This is a genomic window from Pseudomonas rossensis (assembly GCF_039888995.1).
GTDB lineage: Bacteria > Pseudomonadota > Gammaproteobacteria > Pseudomonadales > Pseudomonadaceae > Aquipseudomonas > Aquipseudomonas rossensis.
Genome location: NZ_JBBWCB010000040.1, coordinates 28,382 through 46,624 on the forward strand (window position 1 = coordinate 28,382; position 18,243 = coordinate 46,624).

16 protein-coding genes and 1 pseudogene are annotated in these 18,243 nt (G+C 58.8%); 9 read left to right on the top strand and 8 right to left on the bottom strand.

What is annotated here, in order from left to right; translation table 11 throughout:
- Nucleotides 1–9: 9 nt before the first annotated feature.
- The 3 genes from WLY71_RS13150 to WLY71_RS13160 all read right to left on the bottom strand — a co-directional run bounded on the left by WLY71_RS13150 (nucleotide 10) and on the right by WLY71_RS13160 (nucleotide 1,934).
- Nucleotides 10–1,239 carry a cytochrome c biogenesis protein DipZ gene (locus WLY71_RS13150; RefSeq protein WP_347803887.1) on the bottom strand — a complete coding sequence of 410 codons (1,230 nt, stop codon included), beginning with the start codon at nucleotides 1,237–1,239 and terminating at the stop codon, nucleotides 10–12.
- Nucleotides 1,240–1,409: 170 nt separating this feature from the next.
- Nucleotides 1,410–1,622, bottom strand: a complete 213-nt coding sequence (locus tag WLY71_RS13155) for a hypothetical protein (RefSeq protein WP_347803888.1) — start codon at nucleotides 1,620–1,622, stop codon at nucleotides 1,410–1,412.
- A gap of 48 nt (nucleotides 1,623–1,670) precedes the next feature.
- Entirely contained in the window at nucleotides 1,671–1,934 is a 264-nt protein-coding gene (locus tag WLY71_RS13160) for a DUF2790 domain-containing protein (RefSeq protein ID WP_347803889.1), read from the bottom strand.
- Nucleotides 1,935–2,240: 306 nt separating this feature from the next.
- Here WLY71_RS13160 and WLY71_RS13165 point away from each other — a divergent pair, with 306 nt between their 5' ends.
- From WLY71_RS13165 to WLY71_RS13175, 3 genes and pseudogenes are all read left to right on the top strand, one after another.
- Nucleotides 2,241–2,981, top strand: coding sequence for a response regulator (locus WLY71_RS13165; protein ID WP_154993650.1), 741 nt, complete (start codon nucleotides 2,241–2,243; stop codon nucleotides 2,979–2,981).
- Complete coding sequence (locus WLY71_RS13170; protein WP_347803890.1) at nucleotides 2,978–4,279, top strand: sensor histidine kinase; 1,302 nt, start codon at nucleotides 2,978–2,980, stop codon at nucleotides 4,277–4,279. The genes WLY71_RS13165 and WLY71_RS13170 overlap by 4 nt, the downstream gene beginning before the upstream one ends.
- Before the next feature lie 72 nt (nucleotides 4,280–4,351).
- Nucleotides 4,352–4,825: pseudogene (locus WLY71_RS13175) on the top strand (LysR substrate-binding domain-containing protein); the annotation flags it as partial.
- On the opposite strand, the gene WLY71_RS13180 reads toward WLY71_RS13175, so the two are convergent.
- From WLY71_RS13180 to WLY71_RS13200, 5 genes are all read right to left on the bottom strand, one after another.
- On the bottom strand, nucleotides 4,746–5,342 hold the full coding sequence (locus WLY71_RS13180; RefSeq protein WP_347803891.1) for a DinB family protein: 597 nt from the start codon (nucleotides 5,340–5,342) through the stop codon (nucleotides 4,746–4,748). The pseudogene WLY71_RS13175 and the gene WLY71_RS13180 overlap by 80 nt on opposite strands.
- Nucleotides 5,343–5,583: 241 nt before the next feature.
- Complete coding sequence (locus tag WLY71_RS13185) at nucleotides 5,584–6,702, bottom strand: NAD(P)/FAD-dependent oxidoreductase (RefSeq protein ID WP_347803892.1); 1,119 nt, start codon at nucleotides 6,700–6,702, stop codon at nucleotides 5,584–5,586.
- Nucleotides 6,703–6,718: 16 nt separating this feature from the next.
- Nucleotides 6,719–6,994 (bottom strand): hypothetical protein, encoded by a 276-nt coding sequence (locus tag WLY71_RS13190; RefSeq protein WP_347803902.1) that lies wholly within the window; start codon nucleotides 6,992–6,994, stop codon nucleotides 6,719–6,721.
- A gap of 109 nt (nucleotides 6,995–7,103) precedes the next feature.
- On the bottom strand, nucleotides 7,104–8,042 hold the full coding sequence (locus tag WLY71_RS13195) for a cyclase family protein (RefSeq protein WP_347803893.1): 939 nt from the start codon (nucleotides 8,040–8,042) through the stop codon (nucleotides 7,104–7,106).
- A gap of 205 nt (nucleotides 8,043–8,247) precedes the next feature.
- Entirely contained in the window at nucleotides 8,248–8,616 is a 369-nt protein-coding gene (locus WLY71_RS13200; protein WP_347803894.1) for a DUF6124 family protein, read from the bottom strand.
- A 900-nt stretch (nucleotides 8,617–9,516) separates the two neighbouring features.
- Here WLY71_RS13200 and WLY71_RS13205 point away from each other — a divergent pair.
- The 6 genes from WLY71_RS13205 to WLY71_RS13230 form a co-directional block, all read left to right on the top strand.
- Entirely contained in the window at nucleotides 9,517–9,813 is a 297-nt protein-coding gene (locus tag WLY71_RS13205; protein WP_347803895.1) for a hypothetical protein, read from the top strand.
- 273 nt (nucleotides 9,814–10,086) lie between these two features.
- Nucleotides 10,087–12,801, top strand: a complete 2,715-nt coding sequence (gene mgtA / locus WLY71_RS13210; protein WP_347803896.1) for a magnesium-translocating P-type ATPase — start codon at nucleotides 10,087–10,089, stop codon at nucleotides 12,799–12,801.
- A 259-nt stretch (nucleotides 12,802–13,060) separates the two neighbouring features.
- Nucleotides 13,061–13,474, top strand: a complete 414-nt coding sequence (locus tag WLY71_RS13215) for a response regulator (RefSeq protein WP_347803897.1) — start codon at nucleotides 13,061–13,063, stop codon at nucleotides 13,472–13,474.
- A 110-nt stretch (nucleotides 13,475–13,584) separates the two neighbouring features.
- On the top strand, nucleotides 13,585–14,211 hold the full coding sequence (locus WLY71_RS13220) for a response regulator (RefSeq protein ID WP_347803898.1): 627 nt from the start codon (nucleotides 13,585–13,587) through the stop codon (nucleotides 14,209–14,211).
- A 12-nt stretch (nucleotides 14,212–14,223) separates the two neighbouring features.
- A complete protein-coding gene (locus WLY71_RS13225) occupies nucleotides 14,224–17,442 on the top strand; it encodes a transporter substrate-binding domain-containing protein (RefSeq protein ID WP_347803899.1) in 3,219 nt (1,072 codons plus the stop codon).
- A gap of 393 nt (nucleotides 17,443–17,835) precedes the next feature.
- On the top strand, nucleotides 17,836–18,243 hold a 408-nt coding region (locus WLY71_RS13230; RefSeq protein ID WP_347803900.1), incomplete at its 3' end, for a pyridoxal-phosphate dependent enzyme.

Here is an 18,243-nt window from a genome sequence, read left to right on the forward strand (position 1 = left end):
TTTGAAAGTTTATGCGGCGGGTACGGGGGCTTTGGCGTCGGCCTTGGCCTCTTCCAGCAACTGCTGAATCATCTTCTCCTGAGTCTCGTAGCGACCTTCGCCGAAGTGGGTGAAACGCACCTGACCCTTGGCGTCGATCAGGTAGTGAGCCGGCCAGTACTGGTTGTCGAAGTTGCGCCAGATCGCGTAGTTGTTATCGATGGCCACCGGGTAGGTGATGCCGAGCTTTTTCACCTGATCCTTGACGTTGTCGATGATGCGCTCGAAACCGTATTCAGGGGTGTGGACGCCGATCACCACCAGGCCATCCTTCTCGTATTTCTTCGCCCAGTCCTTCACGTAGGGCAAGGTGTGCTGGCAGTTGATGCAGTCGTAGGTCCAGAAGTCCACCAGCACGACTTTGCCTTTCAGCGAATCGTTGCTCAGTGCCGGTGAGTTGAGCCATTCGACCGCACCGGACAGCGACGGCATGGCGCCTTTGGCGTTATCCATGGACGAGTCTGCATTGACCTTGCTGACGAAGTAATCGACGACTTTCGGTACGGTTTCCAGCACGCGTTGCTCAACCGTCGTCACGCCTTCGGACGAGGTGCCGGCCAGCAGTGTTTTATCGGCACCGGTGGAAATCACCGCCGCCGCCGCCAGCACCGCCACACCCGTACCACGACGCAGCCAACCGGTGACCGGAATCGACGATTTCAAGCGATTGACCAGGCCGCGACCGGCGAAGATCAAGGTGCCCAGGGACAATGCGCCGCCCAGGCCATACGCCACCAATAACAGGCTGGTTTGAGCGTTTGCACCTTGCAGCATGGCGCCGGTGAGGATGACCCCGAGGATCGGTCCGGCGCACGGAGCCCAAAGCAGACCGGTGGCAACACCGATCATGACCGAACTCAACGGGCCGGACATTTTGCGGGTGTCGGGGTCGATGCGATTGCCCAGCGCCACGAAAGGACGGGCCAGCCAGTCACCGACACGGGCGGAAATCAGCGACAGGGCGAACAGCACCATCACGATGAGGGCCACATGACGGCCGGTGTTGCTGGCGTGTATCACCCACTCGCTGCTGACCACGGCCAGGCTGGAGATCAGGGCGAAGGTCAGGGCCATGCCGCCGAGGGTGAGCAGGATCGAGGAACGTGAACGTTTAACACCGGCGAACAGGAACGGCACGACCGGGAGGATGCAAGGGCTGAGGACGGTCAATATGCCGCCGAGGAAAGCGATGAGAAACATTGGGATCACCTTGAAATTATAGAGGGCGACTCACCACCCATCCCTGTGGGAGCGAGCCTGCTCGCGAAGAGGCCATCACATTCAACATTTTCGTTGACTGACACCCCGCTTTCGCGAGCAGGCTCGCTCCCACACCGGAATTGTGGTGTTCACAAAACCGTGTTCGGGCTTCAGGCCGTCTGGTTACCCAGCAACTGACCTTGCGGCGTACGGCTGGAGCCGTCCTGCGCCAAAAAGGCGTTCCCGCCCTTCTGCGCCACCGGCGTCAGCTGAAAGCAAGTCGCGCTGCCACAGCTTTTTTGTTCAACAGCAGCGTTGGCATGGGCAGCGGCGCCAGCCACGGAGAAGGCAGTGGCAGTCAAAAAGCGGGCGACGTTGTTCATGATGTGCTTCCTGTTTCAATTGGGATGGGCAATGGGTCAGCGCAGGACTCAGTTGTCTGAGTTGCAGCCATCAGCAAATTTCCGATAGTCCAGAACCTGGGTTTTGTTATGGGAATCCAGGTAAGTCAGCTGGGCATCCACAACCCCACAGGAAGGCGAGGCGTCCTGTTTCAGCGACACCACTTTCTTGATGTCCAGGTGCGTGCCGTAGGTGTAGGTTTTAGCGGAGACATCGGCTTCGGCGCGGGCCGACAAGGTGCAGATGTTCAGGGCGGCAAACAGGCAAGCGGCGTAGACGGCTTTGGTGTTCATGGTGGTTTCCTCAAGGCTTCAATAGGTCAATCGTGTATTGGGCCGAGGCGACTTGGCTTGCCTCGATGGAACCTATTAGAAGCCCGTGAGGTATCCCGACTGTGTCGGGAACAGGCGCGTGTAAATCGGCACGTATCAAAACCGGCTCGGGATACAGAGCGATACAAAAGCCCTGGAAATGAGCGTTTTTTGCGTCCACGTGTATCCGCCGACATGCCAGATACACTGCAATACAAAGGACTGCGGGCGAGCGGGCCAAGGCTCGATAGACTGCGCGACATCCCCCATCTACAAAGGCCTGGCCAAATGGAACACGTCGATCACATTCTCATCGTGGACGATGACCGCGAGATCCGGGAACTGGTAGGCAACTACCTCAAGAAAAACGGTCTGCGCACCACCGTCGTGGCGGATGGACGGCAAATGCGCACGTTCCTGGAATCCACGCCGGTGGACCTGATCGTGCTCGATATCATGATGCCGGGTGACGATGGCCTGATGCTGTGCCGTGAGTTGCGCGCCGGCAAACACAAGGCCACGCCGGTGCTGATGCTCACCGCGCGCAACGATGAAACCGACCGCATCATCGGCCTGGAAATGGGTGCCGACGATTACCTGGTCAAGCCGTTCGCTGCTCGTGAATTGCTCGCCCGAATCAACGCCGTGCTGCGCCGCACGCGGATGCTGCCGCCCAACCTTGTGGTCACCGAAAGCGGTCGCCTGCTGGCCTTTGGGCGCTGGCGACTGGACACCTCGGCCCGGCACTTGCTCGATGACGACGGCACCATGGTCGCGCTCAGTGGCGCGGAATATCGGCTGCTGCGGGTGTTCCTCGATCACCCTCAGCGGGTGCTCAATCGCGATCAATTGCTGAACCTGACCCAAGGCCGCGACGCCGATCTGTTCGACCGTTCCATCGACTTGCTGGTCAGCCGTTTGCGTCAGCGTTTGCTGGACGATGCCCGCGAACCGGCCTACATCAAAACCGTGCGCAGTGAAGGCTATGTGTTTTCGCTGCCGGTGGAAGTACTCGGGGCGCCATCATGAACTTCACCGTTCGTTGGCCCCGCACCCTCTCCTCGCGACTGTCGCTGATCTTCCTGATCGGCTTGATTCTCGCGCAGGCGCTGTCCTTCGGCGCGCAGTACTACGAGCGGTACGAAAGCACGAAGAACACCATGCTGGGCAATCTGGAAACCGACGTCTCGACCTCCATCGCCATCCTCGACCGTTTGCCGGCCGAAGAACGCATGAGTTGGCTGCAACAACTGGATCGACGTAACTACCGCTATTTGTTGAACGAAGGCTCGCCGGGCATGCCCATGAGCGATTCGCCAATAGCGATGACTTCGATCAAAGAGGCCATCGGCAAGGATTACCCGATGACGGTGACCGACATCCCCGGGCCGGATAAACATTTTCAGGTCCACCTGAAACTGGCGGACGGCAGCCCGGTAACCATCGACGTGCGGCCCTCGATGGTGCCGTTGTCGCCGTGGTTACCCATCGTGTTGCTGGGGCAACTGACACTGATGCTCATCTGCACCTGGCTGGCCGTGAGAATCGCCATCCGCCCCCTCACCCGCCTCGCCCAAGCGGTAGAGACGCTTGACCCCAACACCCACGCGGTGCACCTGGACGAAAAAGGCCCGACCGAAGTCGCCCATGCCGCCATGGCCTTCAATTCGATGCAGGCGCGCATCGCCGTCTACCTGAAGGAGCGCATGCAACTGCTGGCAGCGATTTCCCACGACCTGCAAACCCCGATCACTCGCATGAAACTGCGCGCCGAATTCATGGACGACTCCGCCGAGAAAGACAAACTCTGGAATGATCTTGGCGAGATAGAACACCTGGTGCGCGAAGGCGTGGCCTATGCCCGCAGCGTTCATGGCGCCACCGAGGAAAGTCGCCGCACCCATCTGGATTCGTTCCTCGACAGCCTGGTGTTCGACTATCAGGACATGGGCAAAGACGTGCAGCTAGGCGGTAAAAGTGACGCGGTGATCAACACCCGGCCGCACGCCTTGCGGCGGGTGCTGGTGAACCTGACGGACAACGCATTGAAGTTCGCCGGCGCCGCCGAGTTGAGGGTGGAAGCGAAGGCTGACGGCAGCTTGTCGGTGAAGGTGATGGACCGCGGGCCAGGGATTGCCGAGGAGGAATTGGCCCAGGTGATGGAACCGTTTTATCGCGTGGAGAATTCGCGTAACCGCAGTACCGGCGGGACCGGGTTGGGGTTGGCGATTGCACAGCAGTTGGCGTTGGCGATCGGGGGATCGTTGACGTTGAGTAATCGTGAGGGAGGTGGGTTGTGCGTGGAGCTTAGATTGCCGGCTCAGTAGCATGATGATCGTTCCCACGCCCTGGGAACGATCGGTTACTGTGGCGAAGGGGCTTGCCTCCTCGCCACACGTTTTTCCGTCGGGATCAGCTACACCACGGAGCTGCCGGCCAACGCCAAGCGCAAGAAGTTGCGTGACCTGAGCGTGAAGATCCTGCGCGGCGACAATCGCCCCGGCACCCTGACCCTGGATGAATACTGCGAACGTCCGCACGCGCTGGTGTCGTTTTCCGGGGATTTGACCGGGGCCATCGACAACGACCTCGCGCGTATCGGCCGCTCACGCCGGGTGGTGCTGGCGGTGCCGCAATTCGCCGGCCTGCGCGCCTTGCTGGCCGGCACCGATATGCTGGCCACGGTGCCGGACTACGCGGCGTGCGCGCTGATCGAAGGCAGCAGCCAGTTGCGGGCCGACGACCCGCCGTTCGACATCGTGCTGTCCGAACTGTCCATGGTCTGGAACGGCGTCAACGATAACGATCCGGCAGAACGTTGGTTGCGCTCGCGAATTGCCCAACACATGTCGGCGCCGTTGCCGGGGCATTAATCGATTGGAAAGATGCGGGGTCGGTCTCGCGCAGGTACACCGGCAAGTCAGTGACCGGCGGCATGACCGGAATCTCGAAATACATCTGGATCACCCAGCCTCGGTGATAACTGGCGTGATTGACCACATGCATCAGTATCGCGCCGGCGCTCATGATGCCGCTTTCCCCCGAGACAAAGCTGAACTCGACGGGTTTATCCAGCGAGGCATCGGTCTGCCGTTCGCTCCAGTCGCAGTACCAGCGATCGATGTCCTTTTGCGCCAGGCGCAGCTCGGCGAGGTCGGGGTGCAGCAGATCGTGTGACGTCTTGAAGCCGTGCCCTCGGCCTTCGAGGTGAGCCTGCCAAATGCAGTCCACCACGTAGATGTGGTTCAGGGTGCCGATCATGTTCTTGAACACCGACACGCGTCCTTTATTGACCTCACCCGGTGGCAGTGCGGCCAGGCTGTCAAAGAGGCGTCGATTGGCCCAGCGTTTGTAATCGGCAAGCATGCGGGCAGTGCGTACGTTGATCATTGGAGGTCTCCCATTGTGATGGGCGCACTGCCAAGCATAGCCCTCAGGGCGAGCGGCATTGCAAACGCTGATTACCGGTACTTAAGCCATAACGCGACCCGTAGCAGCTGCCGAGCCTGCGAGGCTGCGTTCGGCTGCGAAGCAGTCGTGAATCCTGTGCACGCGGTTTGTCTGAGACACCGCAGCGTATGGTTTAGCGACGGCTTCGCCGCCGAACGCAGCCTCGCAGGCTCGGCAGTTGCTACACCGGTCGTGGTGTGACTAGTATGGTCGTCACCCGATCTGCCAACGCCAGGCAACTGGTCAACCCCGGCGATTCGATTCCGAACAGGTTCACCAGCCCCGGCACACCATGCTCGCTCGGACCACTGATGACAAAGTCGGCCGCCGGCTCGGTCGGGCCCGTGATTTTCGGGCGGATACCGCTGTAGGCCGGTTGCAGGCTGTTATCGGGCAACGCCGGCCAGTAGCGCCGGATCGCCTCGTAGAAACCATCGGCTCGGTGTGGATCCACACGATAGTCGAGCTGATCGACCCATTCGACGTCCGGCCCGAAGCGCGCCTGACCGCCAAGGTCGAGGGTCATGTGTACGCCCAGCCCTGCACTTTCCGGAGCCGAATACACCAGATGCCGGAACGGCGCCCGGCCGCTGAAACTGAAATAGCTGCCCTTGCATAGCCGGGCAGTTGGAACGTGCTGCGACGGCAAGCCCTCAATCCGGCTCGCCACCTCAGGTGCGAACAATCCGGCGCAATTGATCAACTCACGGCAGTTCAATGTCATCGGTTGGGCGCCGCCCATCCGCAGTTCGAAACCTTGCCCGGTGCAACGGGCCGACGCCAGCGGCGTATGAAAAATCAGCGATGTGCCGCTGGCCTCGGCATCTGCCTGAAGCGCCAGCATCAGGGCATGGGAATCGACAATCCCGGTGGACGGCGACCAGAGCGCAGCGACGCAGGACACTGCCGGTTCAAGTTCCCGCGCCTGTTCGGCGTCCAGCCATTGCAGGTCATCGACGCCATTGCTGTGGCCCTGCGCCAACAACTTCCGCAAGGCCGCGCACTGACCGTCATCCGTGGCCACGATCAGCTTGCCCAGGCGCCGATAATCGATGCCGCGCTCATCGCAATAGGCGTAAAGGCGTTGTTTGCCCTCCACACACAATTGCGCCTTGAGGCTGCCGCTCGAGTAGTAAATGCCGGCGTGGATCACTTCCGAATTGCGCGAACTGATGCCCACGCCAATCCCCTCGCCCGCCTCGACAAGGATCACTTCCCGCCCGCTCCGGGCCAGGGCTCTGGCGACCGCCAGCCCGACCACTCCGGCCCCAACCACCACGCACTCGATATCGACGCTCACCTGTCCTCAGCTCCTTTCACGCCAGCCCTCGTTCCCGATAATCGATCAGGCTGGAGAATATCGCCAGCAGCATGGCCATGACCACGAAGAAGATCAGCACCAGGAAATACGACCCGGTGAACGCTGAACATGCTGCGCATGACGAGGCAAGCGTGCAGCGATGCTGCAAAGGGAAGGAACCATGTCCGTGTGTTCTCGATTCAAGAGGTAAACCAATGACTGCGGCAACGCCCACTTTGTAGCAGCTGGCGAAGCCTGCGTTCGGCTGCGCAGCAGTCGTGAGATCAGACAATGCGGTGTTTCAGAAAAACCGCGTACTCAGGTTTTACGACTGCTGCGCAGCCGAGCGCAGGCTTCGCCAGCTGCTACAAAGTGTGCGTTACGGCTTCGAACGGTGGCTGTCAGCGAATGGCGACCGGGTTGATGTTGACCTGGGTCGAACCCTTGTACAGCGGCTGGCCGAGGACAAACATGAACTCCCAGGCCTTGTCTTTCACCAGCGCTCGGCTGTCGATCAACTCAAGGTTGTAGATGCCGTTCTTGGCCAGCATGAATTGGTTGACCGGGAACTCCTGGCCGTCTTTGGCCGGGTATATTTCCGAAGCCCAGGTGTCACCGCCGAACGCGACGATCTGCTTGTCCGCCAGCCACTTGGCCGCTTCCATGCCGATGCCCGGTTCCACGGCGAGGAATTTCTGGTTGTCCTTGCCCAGCAGTTCCAGCCAACCGGTGTTGAACAGCACCACGTCGCCCTTCTGAATGGCGATGCCTTGCAGGTCCAAAGCCTTCTGAATGTCGGCAACGCTGAACTCGGTTTTCTCCGGCACGATGGCGCTGCCGTACACCGCAGTCATGTCCAGCACTACGCCTCGGGTGACGATCGGCGGAACCTTTTCGATGCCGAGCTTTTTCACCCCTCCGACGGTCACGAAATCGGCGGCGAGATTGCCGTTGTAATAGACGTTGTCGATGCCGATGTGGCCGATGCCGTTGAGCTGAATGCCGACGCCGGTCCAGCCCACCACCAGTTCATCGTTGAAGGTGAATTTATTCGGCCCCATCGTGGTGCCGCCCGCTTCACCTGGCTGGATGTTGGTCAGGTGAAAGCTGCGCTGACGGAACGCCGGCAACGTCTTGTCGATGGGCACGGCCAAGGGGTAGGTTTTGCCGGTCTTGATCAGTTTCGAGGCGTTGATCACCGACTCGGCGTTGAGCAGATTCAGCGAGCCGATTTCATCGTTGGCGCCGTATTTTGACGGATACCATTTCTCAGCATCCGCGGCGTAGGCGGCATTGAGGGTGAACAACAGGGCAAACGGCAGTACCAGTCGGTTCAGCATGAGGGGGTCTTTGTGAGGTTGCAGTGAACCCAAGGTACCCAGCCCGTCTGTGGGGAAACAGACAGGAATGGGCAATACATTTGTTCTGGATTGTCACGAGTGATGCGAGTGTTGTAGGAGCAAGGCTTGCCCGCGATGAACGATGACGCGGCGTGTCAGGCCTGACGCCATCGCGAGGAAGCTTTGTTCCTACAGTGCCTGGCTACTACCCAGGCTTGTGGTTATCCAAAACCCGATTGACCGCTAACTCACCCAACATGATCACCCGTTGCAGCACCAGCACCGTTTGCCGTCGCGGGCCGTCCGTTACGTCGGCGAGATCGTTGACCATGGCGCTGGCTGATGCCAACGATTCACAGGCCTCGACGAGCAACGTTTCGTCATCCACCGCTGCGTCGATGGTGAAAATGGTGCTGGGTTTGCGGGGCGATATCTGCGTTTTCGACGCCCCGGGGTTGAGGTAGAAGCTGAGTGCGCGGTCGGCCGCCTCTTTCATTTTCCTGGGGTCAAGATCAATAAAGGCGTCGTAGGGTATCGGACCGGTATTCGGGGGGTTGGGCGTAACTTTGAACATAGATGAAAACTCCTTGTTGCAGATTTTAAGGAGCCATCACCCTCGCTACCAAACGAAGGGTGGCGGCCATACGCGGGTTGGTAGACCGGCTGCAACAGGAAACCCGGCGCTCACAAAGGAGCCCCACGCATGACCACCATAAAAAAAGAGTCCCAAAAAAAGAGACGGCATAAGGTGTTGCCATACGGCTGTTACAAGGCGGGCTACCAAACCCGATCACTGTTTTGCAGTGACCGGGAAACGATATAGCCTGCCCCATAGCCGCACAAGCCGGCGGATTCTGGCGTACGCGTAGGTAACGACGCAAGGTGTTGTAGCCGCTTATGACGTAACACCGAGTGTCTTTAAACGCGTGTCGTTAAACAGGTTTATGCGGTGTGCCGGCTGACGCCATCGCGAGCAGGCTCGCTCCCACAGGGGACCTGCGCCGGCCACAAATCCTGCGAACGACACCAAACAAATGTGTGGGGCTTGCTCGCGATGGCGTCTGCGCATTCAGCATCACCGTAACTGACCCATCGCCATCGCGAGCTAACTTTGCTCCTACGGTGCGCATCATAAAAATGACAATTAACTGTCATTTACCTGAACAAGTTCTAACTTCAATAACCGAATCCGACGTTTTTCCATTCAATTGCGTTTTAATCAACTATTGAAGGTTGACTTCACCCACCTGCCTGAGTAAATTGCGCGGGCCGGTTTCACAGGCCTTTTTTCAACTCACAAAAGAATCCAATGGACACAGTATCTAGTCGCTGCCGGGTGACTGCGAATTCGCAGGCTCTGGCACATAACCCAGAACATGACGGGACTCGACTTTTCGGTCGGGTGAGCTGCGCTAGAGCTTGATGCTCCACCGTAACTTGCCTCGCCGGCGTCAGTCCGGTCCAGAGGTATGTTATGAACTTCAAATCCACTGTAATGCCCGGCGTACGCGCCTTTGCCTCGACCATGCGGGTCAAGCTCTGCCGTGAGCGTCCTGCCACAGCCCGGGGCAGCGCACTGTTTTCCAGCCCTTCCTCCCCTGCCAAGGCGCAACTGCGTACCAACTGGCGCGTCTGCCCGATGACGGGTCAGCTTCAGCAACGCTGGAGCCTCGACGATAGCCAGGAACCACCGAGTCGGCGCATCGCGCGCCTGTTCCAGCAGGCCGGCCTGATGTTCGGCCTGTTCCTCGGGACGCGCACTTTAAATTGAGCTGAAGGCACTTTAAAAGCCCTTCCTTAACGTTTTCCTTATCAAGGAATTCGGCAACTTCTTATTGCCTGTTAAATAGTGATTTAGTTATGGACGAAGCCTGTAGACGGTTCGCTGCCCGTCACTTTCCAATCGATGGACAGCGAACATCAACTATTAAAAACGCAACGATCAGAATCGATCGCTTATTGGCGGCTCGACATACGTGCGCTCGTCTTTAATTAGCTGAGGTGCCTGTGTGTCGTGCCGCGAACCAGCGGCAGGAGCACAGCAATGACCCTTGTAAAAACCGCAAAGAAAACCGCCCAAGGCGCCAGCAACGACAACGCCAAGCTGTCGATGCGCGCCGCACGGGAAGCGCAGAACGGCCTCGCCGTCACGCTGACCAACCTCAACGCCACCACTGACGGCCTGACCGAACTCGAAGCCCAGGGCCGCCTCGCACGCAACGGTCACAACGAAGTGGCCCACGACAAGCCGCCTCACGCCCTCATCCAACTGCTCAAAGCCCTGAACAATCCCTTCATCTATGTGCTGCTGACCCTGGTCGGCATCAGTTTTTTCACTGACTACTGGCTGCCGATCAGCAACGGTGAAGCAGATGACGCCGACCTGACCAAGGTCATCATTATCATGACCATGGTCAGCCTCAGCAGCCTGCTGCGGTTCTGGCAGGAATACCGCTCGGCCAAGTCCGCCGAAGCCCTCAAGGCGATGGTGCGCACCACCGCTACCGTGCTGCGCCGCGAGCACAAGGACGGCAAATCGGTGCTGCGTGAAGTGCCGATGCGCGATCTGGTGGCCGGCGATATCGTTCAGTTGAGCGCTGGCGACATGATCCCGGCCGACATCCGCCTGATCGAATCCCGCGACCTGTTTATCAGCCAGGCTGTGCTGACCGGTGAAGCCTTGCCGGTCGAGAAGTACGACACCCTGGGCAATGTGGCGCAAAAGTCCGCCACCAGCACCGCGCCAGATCAGTCGAACCTGCTGGACCTGTCGAACATCTGTTTCATGGGCACCAACGTGGTGTCCGGCACGGCCATGGCGGTGATACTCACCACCGGCAACAACACCTATTTCGGCGCCCTGGCCCAGCGGGTTGGCGCTACCGATCGCGCACCCACTTCATTCCAGACGGGCGTCAACAAAGTCAGCTGGCTGCTTATCCGTTTCATGTTCGTCATGGCGCCGCTGGTGTTGTTCATCAACGGGTTCACCAAGGGCGACTGGACCCAGGCGCTGCTGTTCGCGCTGTCGATTGCAGTAGGCTTGACCCCGGAAATGCTGCCGATGATCGTCACCTCGACCCTGGCCAAGGGCGCGGTGTTCCTGTCGCGTAAAAAAGTCATCGTCAAACGCCTCGACGCGATCCAGAACTTCGGCGCCATGGACGTGCTGTGCACCGACAAGACCGGCACCCTGACTCAGGACAAGATCTTCCTCGCACGCAATGTCGACGTCTGGGGTGAAGACTCCGATGACGTGCTGGAAATGGCCTACCTCAACAGCTACTACCAGACCGGCCTGAAAAACCTGCTGGACGTGGCGGTGCTCGAACACGTGGAAATCCACCGTGAACTGAAAGTCGGCACAGCGTTTCGCAAGGTCGACGAGATCCCGTTCGACTTCACCCGCCGACGCATGTCGGTGGTGGTCGCCGAGCGCGATCATTCGCACCTGCTGATCTGCAAAGGCGCGGTGGAAGAAGTGCTGGCGGTGTGCACGCGGGTGCGTCATGGCGTTGTTGATGAAGCGTTGAGCGATGAACTGTTGGCACGGATTCGTCAGGTGACCGCATCGTTCAACGCCGAAGGACTTCGTGTCGTCGCCGTCGCCGCACGGCCAATGATTGAGGGGCGCGACACCTACAGCCTGGCGGATGAACAGGCGCTGACGCTGATCGGTTACGTGGCGTTTCTCGATCCACCCAAGGAAAGCACCGCGCCGGCCCTCAAAGCCCTTGCCGCTCACGGCGTGGCCGTGAAAGTGCTGACCGGTGACAACGAACTGGTGACCGCGAAGATTTGTCGCGAAGTCGGCCTGGAACAGCAAGGCCTGCTGATGGGCAACGACATCGAGCGCATGAGCGACGCCGAACTGGCGGTAGCGGTGGAGACCACCAACGTTTTCGCCAAACTCACCCCGTCGCACAAGGAACGCATCGTGCGTTTGCTTAAGGGCAACGGCCATGTGGTCGGTTTCATGGGCGACGGCATCAACGACGCGCCAGCGCTGCGCACCGCCGACATCGGCATCTCGGTGGACAGCGCCGTCGACATCGCCAAGGAAGCAGCGGACATCATCCTGCTGGAGAAAAGCCTGATGGTGCTGGAGGAGGGCGTACTGGAAGGGCGCCGGACCTTCGCCAACATGCTCAAGTACATCAAAATGACCGCCAGCTCGAACTTCGGCAACGTGTTCTCGGTGCTGGTGGCCAGTGCGTTCATCCCGTTCCTGCCGATGCTGCCGATGCACCTGCTGGTGCAGAACCTGCTCTATGACATTTCGCAGATCGCCATCCCGTTCGATAACGTCGACGAGGACATGCTGAAAACACCACAACGCTGGCAGCCGGCGGACGTCGGGCGTTTCATGCTGTTTTTCGGACCGATCAGCTCGATCTTCGACATCACCACGTTTGCCTTGATGTGGTACGTCTTCGACGCCAATACCCCGGACCATCAAACCCTGTTCCAGTCCGGCTGGTTCGTGGTCGGGCTGCTGACCCAGACCCTGATCGTGCACATGATCCGCACACCGGAAATCCCGTTCCTGCAAAGCCGCGCAGCGATGCCACTGATGGTGATGACTGGAATTATCATGGCCGTCGGCATCTTCTTGCCGATGGGACCACTGGCGCACTACTTCAAATTGCAGGCGCTGCCGTCGCTGTACTTCGTGTTCCTGCCGGTGATTCTGCTGGCGTACATGGGCCTGACGCAGGCGATGAAAGGATTTTATGTTCGCCGGTTTGGCTGGCAGTAATGCTGCCAAACGTAGGAGCTGCCGCAGGCTGCGATCTTTTGATTTTGATCTTCTGGCGCAAATTGCCGAGAAGCCAGATCAAAAGATCGCAGCCTGCGGCAGCTCCTACAGAAGTACCGTGTTCGGACGTTTTTTTGACTTTAACTTCCCAGTTCACCGGAAGATGGGCGCGGTTTTTAGGAAAAGTCCTACAGAAAGCTCGACGGGTCTTCCGTAGCCTTGCGCCCTCACGAATCTGACACTCTCCTGGGGGCCCACGTTGTCGAACAAAGCCTTACGTATCCTGATCGCCGACGAGTTGCATTTTCACCGCATGAAGGTCGAGCGACTGTTCAATCAACTCGACTACTACCGGATAGCACCGGTGCACAGCCTTGAAGAGCTGTTGACCCTGGTCGAATACGGTTGCGAGCCATTTGATCTGGTGGTCATCAATGCCTCGCTGGCGGGCGGAGCGTTGAACCTGTTCGATTTTTTCCTGGATAACAAACAGGTTCATCACGCCTTGATCTATGACGGTCAGCAGGCGCAACTGCCGCCCATTCCTGCCTGCGTTCAACAGACGGTCGAGGTGAGCCACGCAATGCTGCCTGATCTGGCGTCCATTGCGCGGCTGATGGCGATCATCGACCCTCGTCTACCGTTCGTCGGTACTGTCATTTCTGTCAGGTAGTTGCGCCCGGTTTTCCATGCAAAAGTCTTTGCGCAGCCGGTGCGTTCAACCGGGCCGGGCTCATGGGCATTGATTGCTCAATCGTCGTTGTTGTTGCACAGGGAGTTGCCATGAAGTCAGTGCTGATTGTGGACGATCATCCGGTGGTTCGCGCCGCAGTCAAAATCGTACTGGTGCAGGAGGGTTTCAAGCAGATATACGAAGCGGCGAGTGGTAATGAGGTCTTGCCGAAGATCCGCGAACACAAGCCTGATCTGGTGGTACTGGATCTGGTGATGCCCTCGCTCGACGGGCTGGATGTGCTGGCGCGGATCAAGACCAGTGGGGTGCCCTGCCGAGTACTGGTCTTCACGTCCCAGGAACCCATGTTTTATCAGGATCGTTGCATGCACGCCGGCGCCGCAGGCTATATCGCCAAGTCCAATGACTTGCAGCATTTGCACAGAGCCGTGCACGCCGTGATGGGCGGTTACACCTATTTCGCCCAGCTACCCTCGGCGTCGGTGTCGCTGAACTCGATACAACTGAGTGAAAAACAGATGATCGATAAACTCTCCGACCGGGAACTGACGATCTTTCAGCATCTGGCCCGGGGCATCAGTAACAAGGCGATCGCTGAAGTCATGCACTTGAGTCACAAGACCGTCAGCACCTACAAGACCCGTCTGGTTGGAAAACTCAACGTGGAATCGGCGGTGTACCTGAGGGATTTTGCCAAGCGTAATCATCTGATCTGAGTGAGCCCGATCATGCGCGATTGTTTGTGGGCTCTGTTGCTGTTCTGTGGACTGGGAGCACCGGTGACGGCGGCCGATGAGCCAACGCTTTTGCATGTGCTGGGGCGTTCCGCGGTGGAGGGTTATCAGGTCCAGCTGGATGAAAAAGACTGGCAGTGGTTGCGTGGCAAACGAGTCTTGCGCCTCGGGGTGTCGGGGCCGGACTACCCGCCGTTCGAGATCACGCGTAACGTTGATGAGCTGGAAGGCATCACCGCAGACTATGCCGCACTGTTGGGGCAACTGCTGCACGTAAAAATCGACGTGCTTCGTTATCGCACGCGCGAGGCGGCCATGGATGCGCTCAAACGCGATGATCTGGACCTGCTCGGTACGTCCAACAACTTCGAGGCGGCTGACCCCGAGCTGACCCGATCCAGCGCCTATGCCGAGGATCAGCCGATGCTGGTTACCCGCGTGGACGACTGGATGCCCGTCGACCTCGCTGGCAAACGCATCGCCATGGTCGATGACTATCTGCAGGCGCAGACTGTCGAAGCCTTCTATCCCGATGCGAGCTTGCAACGCTACCCCTCCGCACTCGACGCGATCGGGGCGGTGGCGTTCGGGCAGGATGATGTGTACCTCGGGGACTTCATCAGCGCCAATTACCTCATCAATAACAACTACCTCAGTAACGTACGCCTGGTAGGGCCTTCCGGCCTGGACGCCAATCCGTTCGGCTTTGCCTTGAGCCGGGGCAACCCACGTCTGAAGAGCATTGTCGATAAGGCGCTGGCGGCGATCTCCATGGATCAGCGCATGGCCATCGAGCAGCGCTGGAGTGCCGGAAGAGCCAACATGGCGGGTCAAGAGCGAGTACGTTTGAGCGCCAGTGAACAACGTTGGCTGGATCAACATCCGACGGTGGAAGTGGGTGCCATCGAGAGCTTTGCACCGCTGACTTTTTACGATGCACAGGGACAACTCAGCGGGTTGACCGCGCAATTGCTGACGCTGATCAGCCAGCGCAGCGGCTTGACCTTCAAGGTGCAGCGGGGTAACTCCCTCGATCAGCAGATCCAGCAACTCAAGGACGGCAAGATCGACGTGTTGCCGGTGGTCACGCCCGGCATCGAGCGCGAAGTCGATCTGCGTTTCACTCGGGCCTACTTGAACAATCCGTTTGTACTGGTCAGTGCGACCACCCCGGGAAGCCCCAGGACCCTGGATGATATGGCCGGTAAACGCCTGGCGATTTATCGCGGTCATCCGTTGCTCGGGTTCATCCGCGCTCGGGCGCCAAATGTACGTCTGGTCGAAGTGCAGAGTCCGGCGCAGGGCATGGAATGGGTGATCAAGGGCCAGGCCGACGGGGTAGTCAGTTCATTGATCGTGGCTCGGTATCTGATCACCCGGCAATACCGCGAGCGTCTGCGGATCAGCAGCACCGTGGGTGATGAACCGGCGCGTATCGCTCTGGCCACCAGCCGTGGTGCGCTGGAGTTGCACTCGATTCTGAACAAGGCACTGCTGAGTATTTCGCCCCGGGAGATGGATGAGCTGTTGGCCCGCTGGAGCAATGATGTGGTGGTCGATGACAGCTACTGGCTGCGTCATCGCCAAGGCATTCTCCAGGCGTTTGCCGCTGCGGGCGCTTTGCTGTTGCTCGCACTGGCCTGGATTGCCTGGCAGCGTCGGCAGATAACTCAACGCCAACACCTGCTCGGGCAATTGCAGGATGCCAAGAACGCCGCCGACGATGCCAACCGCGCCAAAACCACCTTTCTGGCGACCATGAGTCATGAAATCCGCACACCGATGAATGCCCTGATCGGCATGCTCGAACTGGCGCTGAAGCGAGCGGAAGAAGGCTTCACTGATCGCTCCGCCATCGAAGTGGCATCCAACGCCGCACAGCAATTGCTGGCGTTGATCGGCGACATCCTGGACATCGCCCGCATCGAGTCCGGGCATTTGTCGCTGACCCCTGAGCGGGCCAATCTACGCACGCTGGTGGAGTCGGTGTGCCGGGTTTTCGAAGGCCTGGCACGGCAGAAAAACTTGCAGTGGCGGGTCGAATTGGCCGAACACAGCGATCGTGACGTGTTAGTCGACCCCACGCGCTTCAAGCAGGTGCTGTCCAATCTGCTGAGCAACGCGATCAAGTTCACCGGTGAAGGTGAGGTGAGTCTGACACTGCAAGTAGAGCCCGGTGTGTCGGGGCATCTGGCAGTCAGTGTGCGTATTGAGGACAGCGGCATCGGTGTCAGTGTGGTCGATCAGCAACGACTGTTCAGCCCGTTCGTGCAGGCCGGTAACAGCCAGCAGTCAGGCCACAATGGCTCCGGTCTGGGACTGGTGATCAGCCGCACTCTGTGCGAAATGATGGGCGGCCGATTGCAGCTCGACAGCGTCCTCGGACTGGGTACGCAGGTCGACATCAGCTTTGATCTGATTGCGTTGCAACCGTTGACCTGCGGCGAGTGGGCGGATAGCGGATTGCAGGTGGCCACTCGGCTGCTGACGATTCTGGTGGTCGACGATTACCCGGCCAATCGATTGTTGCTCTCACGGCAGCTGAGCTACCTGGGGCATCAGGTGCTGGAGGTTGAGGATGGCGAGCGTGGTCTTGCGCAGTGGCGCGAGCATGAGCTCGATTTGGTCATCACCGATTGCAACATGCCGGTGGTCAATGGTTATGAATTGGCGGGTGCGATACGCGATGAAGAGCGCGCTAATGGCTTGCCACCCACGCTGATTCTTGGGTTTAGCGCCAATGCGCAGCCGGAGGAAAAGATCCGTTGCCTTGAAGCGGGCATGGACGACTGTCTGTTCAAACCGATCCGGCTGGCAGATTTGAGTGCCTGGCTGGCGTCCCGATTTGTGAATGAGCCGCCAGCGCCGGTTGAAGAGCAAGCAACGTCCGAGATCGACTTGACCGGCCTGGAGCTCTACGTCGGTGAAGACCGGACGCTGATCAATCAGTTGTTGCGCGAACTGGCCGAGACCAATCGCTACGATCGCGATGATCTGCTTGCAGCGCACGTCAGTGGCAATCGTCACCGGCTGCAAGACCTGGCGCACCGCATCAAGGGCGGTGCGCGAATGGTCCGTGCAGAGCGTTTGATCGAGTGCTGCGAACATCTGGAGTGTGCCTGCGCCGAAGGGCGCGCGGCGTTGATCGACGTGGCAGTCGATCAATTGCAACACGCCATGGCACGCCTGGATCAGAGCCTCAAGAGAGACTGACGTTTAATCCCAGTGGGGCGCGATGCCTTTGGGAATGGACACGAGTATCCCCGGCTGCACCGGGGGATACACCCCAACCTCAGCTGTACTGGAAAAAACCCGAAATCTGTATCTCTCCCCGCGTAGGAAAATTCGCCAGTATTTCTACAAGCCTTGGCGAGCCAATGAATGGCTCTACTTTGCACCCCGCAACACGCTCGACGACTTACAGTCGGCAGAGCGCAATACCTGATTTTTTGAATAGATCGGCGTCCACCGCAAGGTCACTTCCTGTCCAGCTAAAAAATCTAAAAACAAACCCAACAGGCGAACTGCTTTTACTGCTTTTCAGACATTCCAGGATGAATGCTGGCGCCCCCGTGCGCCCGGCATAAGAGGCGAAACGGACGACGTATGATCAAGCAACTTATCAATGAAGATAGTTATGTGCAGATTGGGGATCTTTGCAGCGCAACGATCCAACTGAAAATCGAAGGACTGAATCCTGCCGGATCAATAAAACTCAAAACCGCCCACGCCCTCGTTACGGATCTGGAAAACCAGGGCCGGATTACCCATAAAACTCGGCTGGTCGAATCTTCGTCGGGGAATCTGGGGGTCGCGCTGGCCATGGTCTGCGCCGCCAAGGGTTACAAGTTTGTCTGTGTGATCGACCCCAATATTTCTGCGCCGAACAGAAAGCTCATGCAGGCACTGGGTGCCGAGATGATCATGGTTGATCAGCGTGACGAGAACGGCGGCTACCTTAATTCGCGCATTCGTTTGATCGAGCAAATGGTCGCGCAAAACCCGGACTACATC